The following is a 20436-nucleotide window of genomic DNA, read 5'->3' as shown; positions in this document are numbered from 1 at the left end:
TGCAAAACCCACGAGATATCGACCTTGGCACTATCCCCATACCCCGGGTGCGAAGTACTGGCGGCCACCGCGCGCGCAATGGCGACGAAGAAATCGATTAGCGGATCTCGTATGGGAGGGTCATCCTTTGGTGATGGTCTACCTCAATACGGCCTTTCATGGGAGGCCATGCCCTACTCGCGCATTTGGTTCGTTCACAGATCCTGCAGGATAGGCCTATGGGCTCAAAGGCTGGTCGAGTGGTTTCGAGGAGGTCATCGGCATAGACGAACGCTTCGGCGTTGCTCATCTCGCATCCAAATGCGAGGGCATATGTTATCTCCTGCCCCCGAAATCCTCCGGTCCGCTTTGTCACCTGCAAAGCCAGCGAAAGATATTTTGCGCCATCGGGGGTTTTCTGCCATCTGCCGCAGGATTCGTCCTTGTGTCTCAAAGGCCCTATGAACGTTCCAGACCGGACAGGCCGCACCAAAGCGTGCGAACTGCAGTTTAGTGGCACTGTGGCGCTTGGTGATGTTGCCGGCGCGATCGATTCTGGCGAAGAACATCGGCACACCCTTGCGGCCCGGACGCTGCAACGTCGAAAGGCGGTGGCACACCTGTTCGATCGATGCCTTGAATTGAAGGGCAAGCAGCTCAACGTCGTGGCGGAGGTTCGTTGCGGCATCCGCAAACTCGCAGTACGGCATCAAGAGCGCTCCAGCGAAATAGTTCTGCAATCCGATCTTGCAGATTTCCGCCGCCTCTACTGTGCGGAAGCCGGCGGAGCCGACGATGTCGTCAATAGCTCCGCCAAACGCCGTCTGCGCGAGTTGCACGGCCATTTGAAACTGCTGCGTCTGTGCAGGCGAATGCTTGTTGAGAAACAGGGTGGACGATACCGCGTCGAAGCTCCTGAGCGAGCCGTCATCGACGCGGTGTCGCACCGCGATACCGCGTGTCTGGAGTTCCCGCTTCAGCGCGCCGAGCGGATCCTCGGATAGTCCCAGCTCAGATGCCAGGCGCTCCGCCGCCACGTCAAGATCGTGCACGTAGTTGTCGAGGAAATGGAAGAAGTCCCTCACCTCTTCGTATGGTGTCGCCTCCGTCATTCCCCTCGCTAGCTCCTGATCGATGCCCGCCAGTTGCTCGGTACTGCGCCTGTATGCCTGCTGAGCTAGGATCAGCGCGTGTGCAATCCCAGGGGCGTTCTGCGCCACCAGCTTGATGTCCTGGACCGTCGGCGAAAGCGTCTCGAACAACGGATCACTTAGCGCCTCTGAGAACGTGGACAGGAGGCGATCGCCCTCGCCGCCTGCGATTTCCGACACCTGAAGCTGGAACTTGTCGACGAGTGCTAGAAGGACGGTCGCGGAGACCGGGCGGTTGTTGCTTTCAATCTGGTTGAGATAGCTCGTCGATATCCCCAGCCGCTCCGCGAACTGGGGTTGGTTCCACTTCCGCGATAGTCGCAGCTCCCGCACGTTTTTGCCGATGAACAGCTTTCCAATGGCCATTTTGCAATTTCACAATTTCAGTTTCTTCTCTTTGTAAATTCCCCTGTACACATGTTCAACTCTTTTCTTCGCCTCGGCTCCCTCATAAGAAAACAAGGGAAAGGGGAAACCTATGCAGCGAGTTCTGGAAGTATTGGAAGAGCGTCGTGCGGAGGCTCGTCTTGGGGGTGGGCAGCAACGTATCGATGCACAGCACGCGAAGGGAAAGCTGACCGCCCGGGAGCGCATAGAAGTGCTCCTCGACGAAGGCTCCTTCGAGGAGTTCGACATGTACGTCACCCACCGTGCGGTGGATTTCGGCATGGCGAGCCAGAAGATCGCGGGCGATGGGGTGGTCACAGGATGGGGTACGATCAACGGCCGCCAGGTCTACGTGTTCAGCCAAGACTTCACAGTCCTTGGCGGTTCGCTGTCGGAAACCCATGCGCAGAAGATCTGCAAGATCATGGACATGGCGGTGAAGGTCGGCGCTCCCATCATCGGCCTCAACGATTCCGGCGGGGCGCGCATCCAGGAAGGCGTCGCATCTCTGGCGGCCTACGCGGATGTTTTCCGCCGCAACGTCGATGCCTCGGGCGTGGTGCCGCAGATCTCCGTCATCATGGGACCATGCGCAGGTGGTGCGGTCTACTCCCCGGCCATGACGGACTTCATCTTCATGGTGCGGGACAGCTCCTACATGTTCGTGACGGGGCCAGATGTTGTGAAAACCGTTACCAACGAGATCGTAACAGCCGAAGAGCTCGGCGGTGCGAGGACTCACACGGAGAAGTCGTCCGTCGCGGATGCCGCTTTCGAGAACGATGTCGAGGCCCTCGAGGCGGTCCGCCAGCTCCTCGACTTCCTGCCGCTCAATAACCGGGAAGATGCTCCATTCCGCCCTTTCCATGATGATCCTGGGAGAATCGAGGAAAGGCTCGACAGCCTTATTCCGGACAACGCCAATAGGCCCTACGACATGAAGGAGCTCATCACGGCGCTCGCCGACGAGGCCGATTTTTTCGAGATCCAGGAAGCATTTGCCCGGAACATCATCACGGGCTTCATCCGGATAGAGGGGCAGACAGTCGGCGTGGTGGCCAACCAGCCGATGGTCCTCGCAGGATGTCTGGACATCGACAGCGCGCGCAAGGCCGCCCGCTTCGTCCGCTTCTGCGATGCATTCAACATACCGCTCCTGACGCTGGTCGACGTGCCTGGCTTCCTGCCCGGCACCGCCCAGGAATATGGCGGGGTCATCAAACATGGCGCAAAGCTGCTCTTTGCCTATTCGGAAGCGACTGTGCCGATGGTGACCCTCATCACCCGCAAGGCGTACGGCGGAGCCTACGATGTCATGGCGTCCAAGCATATTGGAGCCGACATCAACTACGCGTGGCCGACTGCAGAGATCGCAGTGATGGGCGCAAAGGGCGCGACCGAGATCCTCTATCGGTCCGAACTCGGCGATCCGGACAAGATCGCAGCCCGGACGAAGGAGTACGAGGAGCGGTTCGCGAACCCATTCGTTGCGGCTGAACGCGGCTTCATCGATGAAGTAATCATGCCGCACTCGTCCCGCCGTCGTATCGCCCGCGCGTTCGCCTCACTTCGCAACAAGACGGTGGCAGGTCCATGGAAGAAGCACGACACGATTCCGCTGTGACGAACATCAGATGTGTCACAGTCGTGGCGGACGGGGTTGAAATCCGAACCCCACGCCAGCTTGCCAATCTGCTGGGCACTGAAGACGCGCTTGTCTGGAACCACCACGAAGGTCACATGGACTGGTGCCTATGCGCGATCGACGTAACGGAGAGTTTGCGCGGCAGCGGCATGAAGTGGCGCGACCACAGCGGCAGATTCCTAATCGAACGGACAATCCCTAATCATGTTTGAAAAAATCCTGATCGCGAACCGAGGCGAGATTGCTTGCCGTGTTATAAAGACAGCGAGGAAGATGGGCATCGGGACGGTGGCTGTCTATTCCGACGCGGACCGTGACGGGCTCCATGTCCGGATGGCGGACGAGGCTGTTCACATCGGCCCGGCGCCGTCTTCCCAGTCCTATATCGTCATCGACAAGATCCTCGAGGCGATCCGGACGACCGGCGCGGATGCGGTGCATCCGGGTTATGGCTTCCTTTCGGAAAATGCCGCTTTCGCGCAGGCGCTGGAAAAGGCCGGCGTCGCTTTCATCGGCCCGCCGGTGAAGGCCATCCAGGCGATGGGCGACAAGATCACCTCCAAGACGATCGCGGCTGAAGCCGGCGTCTCTACCGTTCCTGGCCATATGGGCCTGATCGAGGATGCCGAGGAGGCGGTGAGGATCTCCGCCTCGATCGGTTACCCGGTGATGATCAAGGCGTCCGCCGGGGGCGGCGGCAAGGGCATGCGGATTGCCTGGAACGATGCCGAGGCGCGCGAAGGTTTCCAGTCCTCTCGCAACGAGGCGAAGAATTCCTTCGGAGACGACCGCATTTTTATCGAGAAGTTCGTAACAGAGCCGCGCCATATCGAAATCCAGGTGCTCGGCGATCAACGCGGCACCACGCTCTATCTCGGCGAGCGCGAATGCTCGATCCAGCGCCGCAACCAGAAGGTCATCGAAGAGGCCCCGTCGCCCTTCCTCGATGCCGAAACCCGGCGGGCGATGGGAGAACAGGCCGTCGCGCTCGCGAAAGCGGTCGGTTATTTTTCCGCCGGCACGGTGGAGTTCATCGTCGACGGCGCCAGAAATTTCTATTTCCTCGAGATGAACACCCGCCTGCAGGTGGAGCACCCGGTGACGGAACTCGTCACCGGCATCGATCTCGTCGAGCAGATGATCCGCGTTGCATCAGGCGAAAAACTGTCGTTCGGCCAGGACGACGTCAAGCTCAATGGCTGGGCGATCGAAGGCCGGCTTTATGCCGAGGATCCCTACCGCAACTTCCTGCCGTCGATCGGCCGGCTGACCCGCTACCGTCCGCCGGCGGAAGGCCGGCAGGACGACGGCACCGTGGTCCGCAACGATACCGGTGTCTTCGAGGGCGGCGAGATCTCCATGTATTACGACCCGATGATCGCAAAACTCTGCACCTGGGCGCCTGATCGTCTGACGGCGATCGACGCGATGGGCAAGGCGCTCGACGATTTCGAGGTGGACGGCATCGGCCACAATCTGCCCTTCCTCTCGGCCGTCATGGATCACGACCGTTTTCGCTCCGGAAAGATCACCACGGCCTTCATCGCCGAGGAATTCCCGGAAGGTTTTTCGGGCGTGCATCCCGATGAGGCGGCCGCGAGGAAGCTCGCCGCCGTCGCCGTCCTGGTCCATCAGGCCCTGCAGGAGCGGGCGGTACAGATTTCCGGCACGATCGGCAATCATCGCCGGGTGATCGGCAAGGACTGGGTGGTGACGCTTGCCGGCTTCGAGGAGGCCGTGACGCTCGAAGCCGGGCCTGACGGCGCCAGCGTCCACTTTGCCGATGGAACGCAGCTTTCCGTCGCCAGCGGCTGGCTGCCGGGCCAGAGCCATGCCCGCTTCCATGTCGGCGGCGAGACGATGGGGGGCAAGGTCAACCTCATCGGCTCCGCAGTGCGGTTGCGCTGGCGCGGCATGGACGTCACCGCCCGCGTGCGTTCGCCCCGCGTGGCCGAACTTGCTCGCCTGATGCCGAAAAAACTGCCGCCGGACACCTCGAAGATGCTGCTCTGTCCCATGCCCGGCGTCATCACCTCCGTCTCTGTGAAGGCCGGCGACGCCGTCGAAGCCGGTCAGACGCTCGCGACCGTCGAGGCGATGAAGATGGAAAACGTGCTGAAGGCCGAGCGCAGGGGCATCGTCAAGCACGTCGCCGCGAGCCAGGGCCAAAGCCTGGCGGTCGACGAATTGATCATGGAGTTCGAGTGATGGCCGAGAAGACCGTGAAAGCCGCAAAGACCGTCAAGGACTGGGAGCTGCTTGCCGAAAAGGAGCTGAAGGCTTCGCCGGTAACGCTCGTCTGGCATACGCCCGAAGGCATCGACATCAAGCCGCTTTATACGGCGGAAGACCTCGATGGCATCGGGCATCTCGATTCGCTGCCGGGCATGAAGCCGTTCGTGCGCGGCCCGCGCGCCACCATGTATGCCGGCCGCCCCTGGACGATCCGCCAATATGCCGGTTTTTCGACAGCCGAAGCATCGAACGCCTTCTACCGCCGCAATCTCGCCGGCGGGCAGAAAGGCCTCTCCGTCGCCTTCGACCTCGCCACCCACCGCGGCTACGACAGTGACCATCCGCGGGTCGAGGGCGATGTCGGCAAGGCGGGCGTGGCGATCGACAGCGTCGAGGACATGAAGATTCTGTTCGACGGTATTCCCTTGAAGGACATGTCGGTGTCGATGACCATGAACGGCGCGGTCATCCCGATCCTCGCCTCCTTCATCGTCGCCGGCGAGGAACAGGGCTGTTCGCGGGCGGAGCTTTCCGGGACCATCCAGAACGACATTTTGAAAGAGTTCATGGTCCGCAACACCTATATCTACCCGCCCGAGCCTTCGATGCGGATCGTCGCCGACATTATTGAATATACGGCGAAAGAAATGCCGAAGTTCAATTCGATCTCGATCTCCGGCTATCATATGCAGGAAGCGGGCGCGACGCTCGTGCAGGAGCTTGCCTTCACGCTGGCCGACGGCCGCGAATATGTCCGTGCAGCACTTGCCAAGGGCCTGAGCGTCGACGAGTTCGCCGGCCGGCTTTCCTTCTTCTTCGCGATCGGCATGAACTTCTTCATGGAGGCGGCGAAGCTGCGCGCCGCCCGGCTTCTGTGGTCGCGGATCATGGAGGAGTTCAAGCCGCAGAAGGCGTCGTCGCTGATGCTGCGCACCCACTGCCAGACGTCGGGCGTGTCGCTGCAGGAACAGGATCCCTACAACAATATCGTCCGCACCGCCTATGAAGCACTGTCGGCGGTGCTCGGCGGCACCCAGTCGCTGCACACCAATGCGCTCGACGAGGCGATGGCGCTGCCGACCGATTTTTCCGCCCGCATCGCCCGCAACACCCAGCTGATCCTGAGCCACGAAACCGGCGTGACCAAGGTCGTCGATCCGCTGGCCGGCTCCTATTATGTCGAGAGCCTGACCAACGAGCTTGCCGAAAAGGCCTGGGCGCTGATCGAGGAAGTCGAGGCGATGGGCGGCATGACCAAGGCGGTCGCCGACGGCCTGCCGAAACGGCTAATCGAGGAAGCCGCCACCCGCCGCCAGGCCGCCGTCGACCGTGGCGAGGAAATCATCGTCGGCGTCAACAAGTACCGGCTGGAAAACGAGGACGAGATCGACATTCTGGCGATCGACAATACCGCGGTCCGCAAAGGCCAGATCAAACGTTTGGAAGAGGTGCGCCGCCGGCGCGATCCGAGACAAGTCGAGCAGACGCTGGCTACTCTATCGGAAGTCGCCCGTTCCGGAGAGGGCAACCTTCTCGCCGCTGCCATCGAGGCAGCACGTGCCCGTGCGACTGTGGGGGAAATCTCGGACGCGATGCGCAGGGCGTTTGGCAATCATTCGGCTGTGCCCGAAGTGGTGGGCGATATCTATGGTCCCGCCTACGAGGACGATCCGCAATACAAGACCCTTACCGCGCGCCTTGCCGGTTACGCAAAGGTGTCCGGCAAGCCGAAAATCATGGTCGCCAAGCTCGGCCAGGATGGTCATGACCGTGGGGCCAAGGTGATTGCCTCGGCCTTCGGGGATATAGGCTTCGACGTGCTCGCCGGTCCGCTCTTCCAGACGCCTGAAGAAGCCGCCGACCTTGCGATCAGGGAAAAGGTGCAGGTGATCGGCATGTCGTCGCTCGCCGCCGGCCACCGGACGCTGGCGCCACAACTTGTCGAGGCGCTGAAGAAGAATGGCGCCGAAAACATCATCGTCGTGGTCGGCGGCGTCGTGCCTCGGCAGGATTACGACTACCTGATGGACCTCGGCGTCGCCGCCGTCTTCGGCCCCGGCACCAATGTGCTGGACGCCGCCAATAGGATACTCGACCTCCTCGAAGGCAAGCGTCGCAACTCATTATGATCAGAAGAATGAACCACATCGCGATCGCCGTTCCCGACCTCGAATTGGCCAGCGAAAGCTATCGGCGGCTTGGCGTCGAGGTCTCGGAGCCGCAAGAACTTCCAGAGCACGGGGTGCGCGTCAGCTTCCTCGAGTTCGACAACCTCAAGCTTGAACTCGTGGAGGCGCTCGGTGATGCCTCCCCGATCCAGCGGTTCATGGAGAAGAACCCGGGGGGTGGCATGCACCACGTGTGCTTCGAGGTCGAGACACTGGATACTGTAACGACAGCGCTCCGCGAAAGCGGCATGCGGGTCCTTGGTTCGGGAGAGCCGAAGATCGGCGCCCACGGCAATCCTGTGATATTCGTGCACCCTTCAGACCTGTTCGGCGTTCTCACGGAATTCGAGGAAGTAGCCGAGCCGAAGCACAGGTAGGTTTCTCCTGTGAGAGATGCAGCACTTGACGCCTATGGGTGGGTCCTAGCATATGAACTCAGGTCCCTGTTCCAAGTCAGGCTTGAAGTTGCAAGAGAACGCAGAAAAATCGCCATCAGATCCCTCGCCGCCCGCCGTCGCGGATGACGGTTTCCTGCCGGGCATCGAGATTCCGACTTACTCTCCGCATGAGATCCGGATCATTCGCGGGACGTACAAGGCGATGGCGACGATCGGTACCCAGCAGTTATCGTTGCGGAGGATCGCCAAGGAGCTTGAGGTCAGCCCTGCCCTCATCGGCTATCACTTCAAGTCGAGAGACGCCCTCGTGATGGAGACCATGCGCTGGGCGCTTGCCGGGACTGTTCGTCGTATTGCGAGGAAGGTTGCCAGCATCCAGGACGCCCGTGCCGCGTTCTCGGCACTAATGGACGGCGTGTTCCTTGGACCGAAGCCCAGCCGGGATTTCCATCTCATCTACCTCGATCTCGTTCAGTACTCGACGCGCGAATCGACATTCGTGGAGCTTGCCGATTTGCTGCGCACCCATATCGATGGCACCTATGCCAGGGTGATCCAGCAGGGCGTACAAGCTGGCCTGTTCGAGGTGGATGACCTCGCCGTGGCGGCAAAGCGCGCCCGCGCCGTCGTCGAGGGCAGCTTTATTCAGTGGCTGCAGGACAAGGACTGGGAGCGTAGCTACGGGGCGTTGCGAGAAGACTGCGAAACAACGCTTCTTAAACTTTTCCGACCGGTCAAAGCCTGACGGAACGACGATCTTTCAGCATATCTGCGATCGTACCCCGCTTATCTCCGCTGCGCCGAAACCTCGTCGTTTGCGAGCTGCCCCGTCGCGCTCCAAGCAAAAATCCGCCGCCAGCGACACCTTCAGAAAACGACTTGACAACTGTACAGTCTACTCTAGTATCACTGAACAGTTGTTCAGCTTGATGGAGGGGACTGGACAGGGAGGCCGCCACAGTCTGCCGGGAGCAAACTGAGCGCATCTTTCATCACACATCGGCTTCAACGGTACGAAGTCTTCGCAGCAAGCGCATCGTCGTGGATTCCATCCTCGCCGGACGCTCCTGCTCGACCATGAACTACGCGCGGGGTGATCGGCACCATCCGCGCCTCTACATCGACTGGGAGGAAATAGATGACACATGTGGAAACAATGCCCCGTACCGAGGGCATATCCTCGAGGGACCGACGGGTCATCCTCGCGGCTTCGCTTGGGACGGTATTCGAATTCTACGACTTCTTTCTCATCGGCCTCGTCGCGACCGAGATTGCCAAGGCATTTTTTTCGGGGGTTAATCCAACGGCGGGGTTCATCTTCACTCTCCTGGGATTTGCCGCAGGCTTCATGCTTCGCCCCTTTGGCGCCATCGTCTTCGGCCGCTTGGGTGATCTCGTTGGTCGCAAATACACGTTCTTGGTGACGATCGTGCTTATGGGAGGCTCGACATTCCTGATCGGTCTTCTGCCTGCATACGCCACGATCGGTGTGCTCGCGCCAATCTTGTTCGTCACCATGCGAATGCTTCAGGGCCTCGCCCTCGGCGGCGAGTTCGGCGGCGCGATGGTCTACGTAGCAGAGCATGCACCAACCGATAAACGCGCAACTTACACCGCCTATATCATCATGACTGCCGCCATCGGCTTCCTGCTCGCGGTTGCGGTTATCATTCCCCTACGACTTTCTCTGGGGCCAGATGCATTTACTTTGTGGGGCTGGCGCGTCCCATTCGTGATTTCAATTGTCCTTCTCGGGGTATCTCTCTGGATCCGTCTGAAGCTGGACGAATCTCCGGAATTCAAGCGCATGAAGGCGGAAGGAAAGGCTTCGAAGTCGCCTTTGGCCGAGACCTTCGGCACCTGGAAAAACGTAAGGCTCATCATCATTGCAGTTCTGTGCATTCTGCCTGCGCAAGCCGTTATCTGGTACACTGGCCAGTTCTACACCCTGTTCTTCCTGACGAAGGTTCTGAAGGTGGAAAACCTGTCGGCGAACCTGATGCTGATTACGGCCACGGTGCTGACAGCTCCGCTATACGTGGTCTTCGGCAAGCTCTCGGACAAGATCGGAAGAAAACCGGTCTATATCATCGGCTACCTGATCGCCGCACTTGTGACCATCCCAGCCTTTCAGGGGCTCACCCACTTCGCAAATCCGGCACTTGAGGTTGCGCAGGATCGTGCGCCGATCACGATCGTTGCAGACCCGCAGGACTGCTCATTTCAGTTCAACCCGCTTGGAACCGCGAAATTTGTCAAATCCTGCGACGTTGGGATCAACGCCGTAACCAGTCTCGGCCTGAACTATCGCAGTGAGGAAGCTGCGGCGGGCGCCGTCGCGGCGGTGAGGGTCGGCGACCGTACGATCGCAAGCTACCCGGCAGATGCAGCCGACGCCGCCGCGCAGAAGACACGGCTCGATGCCGAGCTGAAGCAGGCTCTGACCGACGCCGGCTACCCGCTGGGCAACGCCAACCCGGAAGAGGTCAACAGTCCGGCTATCATCGCGCTGCTTTGCGTGCTGCTTGCGCTCGGTGCTATGGTGTTCGCGCCGACCACGACGTCCCTGCTGGAGATGTTTCCGTCGCGCATCAGATATACGGCGATGTCCTTCCCGTACCATCTGAGCGCCGCCTGGTTCGGCGGGTTCCTGCCTGCCACGGCCTTCGCGATCGTAGCGGCTACCGGAAACGTCTACTCAGGCCTTTACTATCCCGTCGGCATCGCCGCGGCCTGCATGGTGCTGAGCCTGATCTTTGCTAGTGAGACACGAGGTACTGACATATCGAAGGGCTAACTGTCTGGAACAAGCGAAGGGCCGCGGCGCACCACCTCGCGGCCCTTTTTGTTTCTTCATTCCTTGATGGACAGCGCCTTTCCGAGTGCCGTGACGTGGACTACCTCGCCGCGCTTGAGCGTACCGGAGAGGTGAACAATGTGGCCTCTGAGCTTGTTGTTTTGCTCCACCTCCGTGATCGTCCATTCGGCCTGCATCGTTGCCCCAGCCGGAACCGCTTTCCTGAACTGGAAGCTGAATTCGAGGCCTACTGCCTCGCCCGTGCGTGAAAAGTAATCGGCCACCAGCCCCATCATGAGCGCGGTGTATTGGGTCCCGCTAGCGATGATCCCACGGAAGCGGGAGCGTTCCGCAACCGCTCTGTCGTGATGGAGCGGGTTGGTGTCACCTGCTGCCGACGCAAACGCGCTTATACTCTGCTCATCGAATTGGAATTCCTTGCTAAACGAGTGTCCTACCGCAAGCTTCCGCCCTTCAATTTTCTGATTGTCGGCGTCCATCAGCATCTTCTCCTATTGTGCAGAGCCAGCCACGGCCGGATGATCGGAGTGGTTCTTATGAAAGCCCAAACGATACTTGACAAGTGTACAGTCCGCCTCTAATGTCCTGAACACTTGTTCAGTAAAGCATGGCGAGGTGGAGCTCGCCGGAACCTGGGAGGCCCATCATGAGCGACGCTCTATCCACGCAGGCCCGCGTCCTGCAACTCGTCGAAACCTACTCCGCAGAAGACTTCAATGTCGCATGGCATCTGTGCGACCGACATCCGGAAGACGCGGTCGCGCACACCATAATCCGGGATGACCTCTCATCCACGAAACTCACCTACGGCGAGCTTCGTGTGGAGTCCGAAAAGCTATCCTCATCTTTTCTCGACCTTGGAATCGTCCGGGGAGACCGGATCGCCACGCTGATGGGCAAGGGACGCGAGTACCTCGTCACCATCCTCGCCATCTGGCGGATCGGGGCAGTGCACGTCCCGCTCTTCACCGCCTTCGCGCCGCCGGCCATTCAGTTCAGACTGGCCTCCTGCGGCGCCAAGCTTGTGGCATGCGACGCTTCGCAGCGGTCGAAGCTGAAATCCCTCGAAAAGGAAGATCCGGCTCCGACATGGCGTGTCCTGACCACTGCTCAGGCCTTGGACGGCGATCTGTCCTTCGACACCCTGCTGGCGGCGGGAACTAGCGATACGCCGAGTGTTGCGGTCGGAGGCGATGGTGCTTTCATTCAAATCTACACGTCCGGTACGACGGGAAAACCGAAAGGCGTGGTCGTTCCGGCAAAGGCGCTCGCAGGTTTCCACGCATATGCGGAATTCGCACTCGGCCTGAAGCCCGATGACGTGTTCTGGAACTCTGCCGATCCTGGCTGGGGCTACGGCCTTTATTTCGGCGTGCTCGCGACGCTGACCACGGGAACGCCATCCATCATGCTTTGCGCCGGGTTCTCGCCGGAACTCACATACAAGGTCCTCTCGCAGCACCGCGTCACCAACTTCACAGCGGCGCCAACGGTGTACAGATCCCTGATCGGTTCGGGCATCACGCCGCCCCCCGTCGAACTTCGTTGCGCGAGCAGCGCGGGTGAGCCGCTCACACCCGAAGTCAATGTATGGAGCAAGGACACGCTCGGCGTTCTGGTGCATGACCACTTCGGTCAGACGGAAGCAGGGATGCTGGTCAACAACCATCACCATCCGGATCTCAAGGGTCCGTTGAAGGAGGGATCAATGGGGCTGCCGATGCCAGGGTGGAGCGCCGTTGTGCTCCGGCTTGACAAGGATGAGCTTGCCCCGTCGGGAGAAGTCGGTCGTCTGGCTTTCGAACTCAGCGAAAGCCCCTTCGCCTGGTTCTCGGGATATGTGGAAGAGCCGGTCAAGTCCAAGGAGAAATTCGCGGGCGACGGGAGATGGTACCTCTCCGGCGATCTCGCAAAGATCGACGACGACGGCTACGTCTACTTCAGTGCACGCGACGATGACATCATCATCATGGCGGGGTATCGCATAGGTCCCTTCGAAGTCGAGTCCGTCCTTGCGACCCATCCCGCAATAGCCGAGTCCGCGGTCATCGCAATACCAGACAAGGTCCGAGGTGAAGTGCTCGAAGCGGCAGTCGTTCTCCGGTCGGGAGTGGTTCCGTCGGAGGCTCTCGCCAAGGAATTGCAGTTGCACGTCAAGCAGAACTTCGCCGCCCACGCTTACCCGCGGCGGATCCATTTCGTCGAGAGCCTGCCTAAAACACCTTCCGGGAAGATTCAGCGTTTCGTGGTCAGGCAGCAGGCCCGGGACGGCACGCTCGAAACTTTGAACGCCAAGGAAGCCGCCAATGCAGATTGAAGGTAAGCTGTGCGCTGTCACGGGCGCCGCATCAGGCTTGGGACGAGCAACTGCAAAAGCTCTCCACGATGCAGGGGCCAATCTCCTGCTACTCGACCTCAACAAGGACAGGCTGGCGGAGATCCAATCGGAGCTTGCGCCGGAGACGACCATCTCCGCGGCAGTGGACATCAGAAGTCCCGACGATATCGAGAAAGCTTTCGATGAGGCAATCGCTCGGTTCGGTCCTCTCCGGGCCGCCGTGAGCTGCGCTGGCATCGCCTCCTCTGCAAAGATCGTCTCGCGGGGGGATCCCCACGACTTCGATCTCTGGCGCAAGGTCATCGATATCAATCTTAACGGGACGTTCAACGTCATGCGTCTTGCCGCGTCCCGCATGGTCACAAACGACCCGTTGGGCGAGGCCGGAGAGCGCGGCGTGATCGTGAACACGGCTTCGGTCGCCGCCGAAGACGGGCAGAAAGGCCAGGCCGCCTATGCCGCCAGCAAGGCGGGCGTTGCGGCGCTCTCCCTCCCCGTCGCGCGTGATCTCGCGGAATACGGGGTCCGTTGCGTCGCGGTCGCGCCGGGTCTGTTCGGCACCGAATTGTTCGAGCAAATACCCGAGAAGGGTATCGAAGCGCTGAAGCGCGCGCTCCTCTATCCAGCGCGCATGGGACTGCCGACGGAGTTCGCGATGCTCGTCATGCACATCGTCGAGAATGCCTATCTTAACGGCTCGCTGATCCGCCTTGACGGCGGTGCGCGGCTTCCGGCCTGACGATAGAAAAGGACAGACAATGAACGAAGTTGCAGTTCATCTCGCCCCCGCAGCGCGCGAGCGGATCAACCCGATCTGCGAACGCGAAGGGCGGATCGCCTGGATCACCCTGTCACGGCCGGAGCGTGCAAATGCACTCAATTCAGAGACGCTCGAACTGATCTTGGACGCGATCAACAAGGCCGAAGGCATGGCGGGCGTTGAAGGTATCGTCCTGCACGGCTCGGGGGCGCATTTCTGCGCTGGAGCCGATCTCAAGGAACTATTGGGGAACGGCCCGGCCGGAGTGCGCAAGCTTCTCGACCTCTTCCGGGAGGTCACGATAAGGATCGAGCGGTCGCACCTCGTCGTCGCAGTCGCGGTTCATGGGGCTGCGCGCGCCGGAGGCATCGAAATCGCGCTAGCCTGCGATCTCGTCGTTGCCGGCAGGTCCGCCACGTTCGGTGACGCCCATCTGTCGAAGGGTCTGCTTCCGGGAGGGGGATCAACTGTGCGTCTGCACCGGGCGATCGGATGGCAGCGCGCTAAGTGGATGATCCTGAGTGCAGAATCGATCAACGCTGAGACGGCTCGCGAGTGGGGCCTCGTATTCGACGTCGTTGAAGATGCGGATCTCCTGTCCACCGCCGAGCGCCATGTTCTGGCGATGACACGCGGCGATACGGAATCGATGGGCAGGGCCAAGATGCTCCTGTCGATGGTGAACGAGCAGAACTTCTCCGAAGGCCTTGAAGCAGAAATTGCGACGCTTGAAACCCACTGGAAGTCAGACGCCTTCCAACGCGGGGTCGGAGCCTTTCTTTCTCGCAGAAGCGGCAAGTGAACTCCAAAGGATATGGAAACTGACATGCAGACTGAACCGGATCCTATCGTAATCATCTCCGCTGCCCGTACACCCATCGGGTCTTTCCAGGGAAGCCTGAAGAACTTCCAGGCCACCGAACTGGGAGGGATCGCCATGAGCGAGGCTCTGAGACGGGCGTCGGTCCAGCCGAGCGACGTGGATGAGGTGTTCATGGGATGCGTCCTCCCGGCCGGACTCGGACAGGCGCCGGCGAGGCAGGCAGCCCACAACGCGGGCCTGCCATGGTCTGTCCCCTGCTCCACTGTCAACAAGGTGTGCGGATCCGGCATGAAGACGGTCATGATGGCACACGATGCTCTCGTCGTGGGCAGCGCAGGTCTTGTCGTCGCAGGCGGCATGGAGAGCATGACCAATGCCCCTTATTTGCTGGAGAAGCATCGGGGAGGAGCCCGCATGGGCCATGGCCGGGTCATCGACCACATGTTCCTTGACGGTTTGGAAGATGCATACGACCGCGGTCGGTCCATGGGCACGTTCGCCGAGCAGACGGCCGAAGCCTACCAGTTCACCCGGGCTGACCAGGACGCTTACGCGATGGAGAGCCTTGATCGTGCAACCAGAGCAATAGCAGATGGTGCTTTCCGAAGCGAGATTATTGCGGTCGGCGACCTTTCCGCAGACGAGCAGCCTGGCAAGGCAAAGCGCGACAAGATCTGTCAACTCCGTCCGGCATTCAAGGATAACGGAACGATCACCGCCGCAAGCTCTGCTTCGATCTCGGACGGAGCGGCCGCGGTAGTGATGACGCGTTTGTCGTCAGCCGAGAAGTTAGGCGTGCAGCCCCTCGCCTACGTTCGTGGGACGGGCGAGTTCGCACAGGAGCCGGGCTTGTTCACCACCGCTCCCGTATTTGCCGTAGGAGGGCTGCTGGACAAGGTCGGCTGGAGCGCAACGGAGGTTGACCTTTACGAGGTGAACGAGGCATTCGCGGTCGTCCCCATGGTGACCATGCGCGATCTTGGCATCCCGCATGAGAAACTCAATGTGAATGGCGGAGCTTGCGCTTTGGGCCATCCACTTGGCTGCTCTGGAAGCAGGGTTGTCGTCACCCTCCTTTCGGCATTGAAGGCGCGCGGCCTCGCGAAAGGGGTGGCATCAGTTTGTATTGGCGGCGGAGAAGCAACCGCTCTCGCCATCGAACTTTTTCACTAGCCGCGGAATCTGTCATGCTCCGGTTTGCAAGTTCCGAGCTGAGTGGACCTGAAAACTTCGCGTTTGAGGAAGTACCGGATCCTTATCCCGGTCCCGGAGAGGTCCGGATAAGAGTACACGCGGTGGCGCTTGGCTTCGTTGACGGACTGATCGCCGCGGGCCGCTACCAGATTACACCGGCGCTACCCTTCACCCCCGGAGGGGAGATCGGTGGGATTGTTGATATGGTCGGCCCCGATGTCGATGCCCTCAAGGAGGGGGCGCGGGTCGTGACCTGGCAGTTGGGCGGCGGGCTCGCGGACTGTGTCATCGTATCGGCAGCGGAAATCGACGTAATTCCGGACGGGCTCGATATCGCAACCGCCGCCGCAGTGCTCGTTGACTACCAGACGGCCAGATACGCCTTGCTTGAACGAGGCCAGCTCAGGGCAGGTGAAACTGTTCTGGTGGCAGGAGCTGGCGGCGGCGTGGGATCCGCAGCGGTTCAGATCGCACGGAACCATGGTGCGCGCGTGATCGCGCTTGTCTCGGATCCGGCTAGACAAGGGCGTGCCGTGGAGCTGGGGGCGATCGCGGCTATCTCATCATCGGATCCGCACCTTCGCGACGAACTCAGGCGACTTGCGCCAGACGGTATCAACGTCGTCGTCGATCCAGTTGGAGGCTCCCTAAGCGAAACACTGTTCCGCTCTCTCGCGAAAGAGGGACGCCATCTCGTGATAGGTTTCGCGGCGGGATCAATCCCTGCGATTCCATCAAATCTGGCGCTTTTGAAAAGCGCTTCTCTGGTGGGAGTCGATCTAAGATATTTTGTGGCGGCCTACCCGAAAGCCGCGAAGCGTGCCCGCGGCGAGATATTCAAGAAGCTTGTCGTCGGATCGCTCACGCCGCCGCCTTTGATGACCTTTGAATATGAACAGGCTAAAGAAGCCCTCATCGCATCGTCCCTCAGGTCAAAGTGGGGAAAGCCGGTGGTGCTGCTCGCGAGCACGGCCCCTGAGTGATCTAGAGTTTTTCGAAATGATGGCAATTTAGCCAGGCCTCCACCTGCCGACAACCGCTAGACTAGATGGTGTCACGGGCGGAGCCCAGCCGGACAAGTTTGCAGGTCTGGTGGTCGTCCCTCACAACGATCGTGTCGCGGAGTCAGGAAGGGCCTGCTGCATAGCATTACGGAGAGACGACCATGAAACAGTATGCCGGCATCGATGTCTCGTTGGAATACTCAAGTGTGTGCGTGCGAGTCCGCTCGTAACGTGCGCTGAGGCCGCCACCGCCTGCGAGTGCACGTTACGTCGAGCAACTTCCCCCGGGTGGGACCGAAATCTCAACACGGGCGAGCTCGAGACCGAGGGGGTGGCGATGCGCATCGCTCGCCAGCGCATACTCCACGACAGCACGCACCCTTCTCGGATCGAGCTGCCGATCATCCCTGAGTGACGATCTATAAGCTGTACTCGGCGAAGGGATGAAACCGGGAGGAACCTTTGGACAGGACTGGCCGATCTCGGAACCAACGGTTCTCGCCAACGCCCTGCAGCTGCTCGTGGACTCGGCCGTACGCAGTAAATCCGAGCTACTGAGCGTGGAATGTTCGTCATGCTGGGACATGACGAAATCATACCGCCAACAGGTGCCGAATCCGAAAAAGGATCAGGATCGAGCAAATGGTCAGGATCCGGCGCGCGCCGCGCCAGCCCGCCACTTAGTCTGCCATTGTTACAACAGGGACTTGGACATGACTTCACAACTTTCCACGAAGCGCCGGGCATTCCTGACCGGCACGGCAGCAGTCGCTGCGACATCGATTTTCGCTTCGGCTCTTCCGTTGCGCCGGGCCGTCGCGCAACAGGCGGGTCGCACGCCGATCAGACGCCCAATCCCGAAATCGGGCGAGATGGTCCCGGCCATTGGCCTCGGCACCTTCGAGACTTTCGACATCGGACCCGGCGAACCAAGGGACAACGTGCGGGAGGTGATCCGTCTGTTCCATGAGAACGGGGGTCGGGTCATCGATACGTCCCCGCTCTACGGCATGGCGGAAGTCTGCGTGGGCGATTTCGCCAGCGATCTCGGTATTGGCGGCGACCTCTTTATCACCAACAAGACCTGGACGACAGGCGACTATCTTTCCGACAACAGCCATTCGGAGCGACAACTGAGGCAATCGCGCGAAAGGCTCTGGCGGGATCGGATCGACGTACTGCAAGTTCACAGCCTCGAGAACCACGACCAGGTGCGCCACTGGCTGGCCCAGAAGAAAGCCGAGGGCTCGGTCCGCTATATCGGGATCACGCAATATAGTCCCGAATATTACGACACGATGGAGCGTCTCGTGAACACGGGCACGCTGGATTTCGTACAGATCGCCTACACGATCCTGACCAGGGCCGCCGAACAGAGGCTGCTCGACGCCTGTGCCGCAAACGGTGTCGCGGTCCAGGTCAACATCCCATTCGAGAAGGCAAGGCTCTTCACGCCCGTCGCAGGACAACCGGTTCCGGACTTCGCAAGGGAAGTGGGTATTCAGACGTGGGCACAGTACTTCCTGAAATGGATCATCTCCCATCCGGCGGTGACCAACGTCATCCCCGCGACGAGCCAGCCGGAGCATGTCGTGGATAACATGGGAGCGCTTTACGGCGATCTTCCCGATCGGGCGATGCGCAAACGGATGGCCGATCACTATACAGGTCTGACAGGTGTCGCGGACGCGCTTAAACAACCTCCCTACCCCGGCAAGAAATATGGTGGCGTCGTCACATGGCCTTTCCCGCAACCGAAGCGTACCTGACATCGATAATATTCCTGGCGGTAACCTCTACCGTCCTTGGCGCGAGCGACCGTATCGCCATCCGAGGTTTTGCCATAGACCGCTACGAAGTCACCATCGGTGATTTCGCTGCCTTCGCCGAGGCAACGAGGCTGAAGACGGCCGCCGAGCAGGCAGGCGGCGGCCATGAATGGGGAAGCGGCTGGGAACGCCGTCCCGGCTGGACGTTTCGCACCCCCTATGGTGAGGCACCGCAAGACATGGCCGAACCTGCCGTGCATATCAGCTGGCATGAGGCACGAGACTACTGCGCTTGGGTCGGCGGGCGCCTGCCACCGCGCGAGGAATGGCGGCGAGCCGCTTACCGGGAACATGGCAGCGGATCGGCAGCAGGGTTCGTCACAGGCACTACCTATCCCTATCCGACCGGCGCTACCCCGGAAGGCGCCAATACCAGCAATGATGACGCCTGGGCCCGGCATGCGCCACGGGGAGCCACCCGGCAGGGCGTCAATGGCCTCCACGACATGGGCGGCAATGTTTGGGAATGGCTTGCAGATCGGGAAGGCGGCAACGCTCTGACCGCCGGGGGCTCATGGTGGTACGGTCCCGACAAGATGCGGGATGAGGCCATGCAATGGAAGCCAGCCGACTTCTACGTCGCCTATATCGGCTTCCGCTGTGCCTATGACGTCAAATCCTAGCTGCAGCAAGAATCCTCTCACACACTGTTGAACGGTGCGCTCGAAAGACCTCCGATTTTCCGGATGCGTGCACCTGCAATCAGTCGTACGCTCGCCATGTTGCCCGCTGGATCGGCATAGCGGGAGGTTATCCGGGGTGTACCAATGCAGCAGACGATGAAGACCGGAGACTGGCAACTGACGCAGCCGCCCCAGGACCATCTCAAAGCAGAGTGGTCCGGCGGCCGGTTTGAGACCGCTCGGAGAGGACGTACCGGAGTGGTCGAAGGCAAGATCGCTCCGGACTTCCACCTCATTATGGTGACGCTTAACGGCGGCGCCGCCTATCATGCCTTTCGGACGGACGACGGGCATCGCTACGAAGGGCGCGACGTCAAGGGCATGCTTTCCTTCCTACCTGCCGGTTGCCGGCGCGAGCTCGTTCTCCGCGACGTCGCCTGGGAATGGGGAGCGATCGCCATCGATCCAACCATGACGAACCCGAGGCTGCATAACATCAAGTCTTTCTTGGTCGGCCGCGACGACTTCATCTATGGCATGACGGCGCAGATGGGCGGCCTCTTCCATCGCGACGGCAGTCTGGATGCCACCTACTGCTCGACGATGGCGCTGGCCCTTTCCGAGTACCTCTCCAACAGAGTTGCGGGGCAGCGGCAGGGAGACGCCACGGCTAGGTACGCGCTGACGCGACGGCAACTCAACGACACCTATGAGAGGATCGACGCGATGCTAACGGCGCCTATCGCCATCGCCGACCTATCGATCCCGCTCGGTATTTCCGAGGGACATTTCTTCCGAGCATTTCGCGGAGCAACGGGCGAGACGCCACTGCAGGCAGTTTCAAACCGGCGGATGGACCATGCGGCCCGTCTCTTGAGCGAAACGGACCTACAGATCATCGAGGTCGCCGCGCTCTGCGGGATAGAGAGCCCGAGCCATTTCGCGCGGCTGTTCCGCACCCTCAAAGGTCATTCACCCTCGGAATGGAGAAAGCAATCTAAAGCTGCCTCCCTCCGATCGATAGCCGCTAAACGGTAATCGACGAAGATTTTCAGACGCGACATACAAGAAGCTTGAGCGCCTT

At 60.5% G+C, this 20436-nt stretch carries 15 protein-coding genes and 1 pseudogene; 14 read left to right on the top strand and 2 right to left on the bottom strand.

Features of this window, described 5'->3' with window-relative positions:
- Positions 1-97 precede the first annotated feature (97 nt).
- Positions 98-1496: pseudogene (locus tag ACZ9BX_RS26480) on the bottom strand (helix-turn-helix domain-containing protein).
- A gap of 112 nt (positions 1497-1608) precedes the next feature.
- On the opposite strand from ACZ9BX_RS26480, the gene ACZ9BX_RS26475 reads away from it, so the two are divergent.
- The 6 genes from ACZ9BX_RS26475 to ACZ9BX_RS26450 all read left to right on the top strand — a co-directional run bounded on the left by ACZ9BX_RS26475 (position 1609) and on the right by ACZ9BX_RS26450 (position 10760).
- Positions 1609-3141, top strand: coding sequence for an acyl-CoA carboxylase subunit beta (locus ACZ9BX_RS26475; RefSeq protein ID WP_476221098.1), 1533 nt, complete (start codon positions 1609-1611; stop codon positions 3139-3141).
- Between the two features lie 225 nt (positions 3142-3366).
- Positions 3367-5370: an acetyl-CoA carboxylase biotin carboxylase subunit gene (locus ACZ9BX_RS26470; RefSeq protein ID WP_476221096.1), complete on the top strand. Its 2004-nt coding sequence runs from the start codon at positions 3367-3369 to the stop codon at positions 5368-5370.
- 14 nt (positions 5371-5384) lie between these two features.
- Positions 5385-7526, top strand: coding sequence for a methylmalonyl-CoA mutase (gene scpA, locus ACZ9BX_RS26465; RefSeq protein WP_476223049.1), 2142 nt, complete (start codon positions 5385-5387; stop codon positions 7524-7526).
- Positions 7523-7942: a methylmalonyl-CoA epimerase gene (mce, locus tag ACZ9BX_RS26460; RefSeq protein ID WP_476221095.1), complete on the top strand. Its 420-nt coding sequence runs from the start codon at positions 7523-7525 to the stop codon at positions 7940-7942. The genes scpA and mce overlap by 4 nt, the downstream gene beginning before the upstream one ends.
- Before the next feature lie 52 nt (positions 7943-7994).
- Entirely contained in the window at positions 7995-8708 is a 714-nt protein-coding gene (locus ACZ9BX_RS26455) for a TetR/AcrR family transcriptional regulator (RefSeq protein WP_476221094.1), read from the top strand.
- A gap of 393 nt (positions 8709-9101) precedes the next feature.
- Positions 9102-10760 carry an MFS transporter gene (locus ACZ9BX_RS26450; RefSeq protein ID WP_476221093.1) on the top strand — a complete coding sequence of 553 codons (1659 nt, stop codon included), beginning with the start codon at positions 9102-9104 and terminating at the stop codon, positions 10758-10760.
- 56 nt (positions 10761-10816) lie between these two features.
- On the opposite strand, the gene ACZ9BX_RS26445 is transcribed toward ACZ9BX_RS26450, so the two are convergent.
- Entirely contained in the window at positions 10817-11260 is a 444-nt protein-coding gene (locus ACZ9BX_RS26445; protein ID WP_476221092.1) for a MaoC family dehydratase, read from the bottom strand.
- Positions 11261-11427: 167 nt separating this feature from the next.
- On the opposite strand from ACZ9BX_RS26445, the gene ACZ9BX_RS26440 reads away from it, so the two are divergent.
- From ACZ9BX_RS26440 to ACZ9BX_RS26405, 8 genes are all read left to right on the top strand, one after another.
- Positions 11428-13098: an AMP-binding protein gene (locus tag ACZ9BX_RS26440; protein WP_476221090.1), complete on the top strand. Its 1671-nt coding sequence runs from the start codon at positions 11428-11430 to the stop codon at positions 13096-13098.
- Complete coding sequence (locus ACZ9BX_RS26435; protein ID WP_476221089.1) at positions 13088-13858, top strand: SDR family NAD(P)-dependent oxidoreductase; 771 nt, start codon at positions 13088-13090, stop codon at positions 13856-13858. The genes ACZ9BX_RS26440 and ACZ9BX_RS26435 overlap by 11 nt, the downstream gene beginning before the upstream one ends.
- Positions 13859-13877: 19 nt before the next feature.
- The gene (locus tag ACZ9BX_RS26430; protein WP_476221087.1) at positions 13878-14681 is read left to right on the top strand and encodes an enoyl-CoA hydratase/isomerase family protein; all 804 of its coding nucleotides are present in this window, start codon (positions 13878-13880) and stop codon (positions 14679-14681) included.
- 24 nt (positions 14682-14705) lie between these two features.
- The gene (locus ACZ9BX_RS26425) at positions 14706-15875 is read left to right on the top strand and encodes an acetyl-CoA C-acyltransferase (RefSeq protein WP_476221085.1); all 1170 of its coding nucleotides are present in this window, start codon (positions 14706-14708) and stop codon (positions 15873-15875) included.
- A 14-nt stretch (positions 15876-15889) separates the two neighbouring features.
- Positions 15890-16879 carry an NADPH:quinone oxidoreductase family protein gene (locus ACZ9BX_RS26420; RefSeq protein WP_476221084.1) on the top strand — a complete coding sequence of 330 codons (990 nt, stop codon included), beginning with the start codon at positions 15890-15892 and terminating at the stop codon, positions 16877-16879.
- Positions 16880-17613: 734 nt separating this feature from the next.
- Positions 17614-18669, top strand: a complete 1056-nt coding sequence (locus ACZ9BX_RS26415) for an aldo/keto reductase (protein WP_476221082.1) — start codon at positions 17614-17616, stop codon at positions 18667-18669.
- Entirely contained in the window at positions 18639-19352 is a 714-nt protein-coding gene (locus tag ACZ9BX_RS26410) for a formylglycine-generating enzyme family protein (protein WP_476221081.1), read from the top strand. Before ACZ9BX_RS26415 ends, ACZ9BX_RS26410 begins: the two co-directional genes overlap by 31 nt.
- A gap of 144 nt (positions 19353-19496) precedes the next feature.
- Positions 19497-20390, top strand: coding sequence for a helix-turn-helix transcriptional regulator (locus tag ACZ9BX_RS26405; protein ID WP_476221079.1), 894 nt, complete (start codon positions 19497-19499; stop codon positions 20388-20390).
- Positions 20391-20436 lie beyond the last annotated feature (46 nt).

This window comes from Rhizobium sp. USDA 3886, from assembly GCF_056279785.1.
This window is presented reverse-complemented; position numbering and strand designations above follow the sequence as displayed.

Coding starts and splice junctions, on each gene's coding strand:
- ACZ9BX_RS26415 (WP_476221082.1), top strand. CDS start 17,614: ATGACTTCACAACTTTCCACGAAGCGCCGGGCATTCCTGACCGGCACG.
- ACZ9BX_RS26450 (WP_476221093.1), top strand. CDS start 9,102: ATGACACATGTGGAAACAATGCCCCGTACCGAGGGCATATCCTCGAGG.
- ACZ9BX_RS26420 (WP_476221084.1), top strand. CDS start 15,890: ATGCTCCGGTTTGCAAGTTCCGAGCTGAGTGGACCTGAAAACTTCGCG.
- ACZ9BX_RS26475 (WP_476221098.1), top strand. CDS start 1,609: ATGCAGCGAGTTCTGGAAGTATTGGAAGAGCGTCGTGCGGAGGCTCGT.
- mce (WP_476221095.1), top strand. CDS start 7,523: ATGATCAGAAGAATGAACCACATCGCGATCGCCGTTCCCGACCTCGAA.
- ACZ9BX_RS26435 (WP_476221089.1), top strand. CDS start 13,088: ATGCAGATTGAAGGTAAGCTGTGCGCTGTCACGGGCGCCGCATCAGGC.
- ACZ9BX_RS26430 (WP_476221087.1), top strand. CDS start 13,878: ATGAACGAAGTTGCAGTTCATCTCGCCCCCGCAGCGCGCGAGCGGATC.
- ACZ9BX_RS26470 (WP_476221096.1), top strand. CDS start 3,367: ATGTTTGAAAAAATCCTGATCGCGAACCGAGGCGAGATTGCTTGCCGT.
- ACZ9BX_RS26440 (WP_476221090.1), top strand. CDS start 11,428: ATGAGCGACGCTCTATCCACGCAGGCCCGCGTCCTGCAACTCGTCGAA.
- ACZ9BX_RS26405 (WP_476221079.1), top strand. CDS start 19,497: ATGCAGCAGACGATGAAGACCGGAGACTGGCAACTGACGCAGCCGCCC.
- ACZ9BX_RS26410 (WP_476221081.1), top strand. CDS start 18,639: ATGGCCTTTCCCGCAACCGAAGCGTACCTGACATCGATAATATTCCTG.
- ACZ9BX_RS26445 (WP_476221092.1), bottom strand. CDS start 11,260: ATGGACGCCGACAATCAGAAAATTGAAGGGCGGAAGCTTGCGGTAGGA.
- ACZ9BX_RS26425 (WP_476221085.1), top strand. CDS start 14,706: ATGCAGACTGAACCGGATCCTATCGTAATCATCTCCGCTGCCCGTACA.
- ACZ9BX_RS26455 (WP_476221094.1), top strand. CDS start 7,995: ATGAACTCAGGTCCCTGTTCCAAGTCAGGCTTGAAGTTGCAAGAGAAC.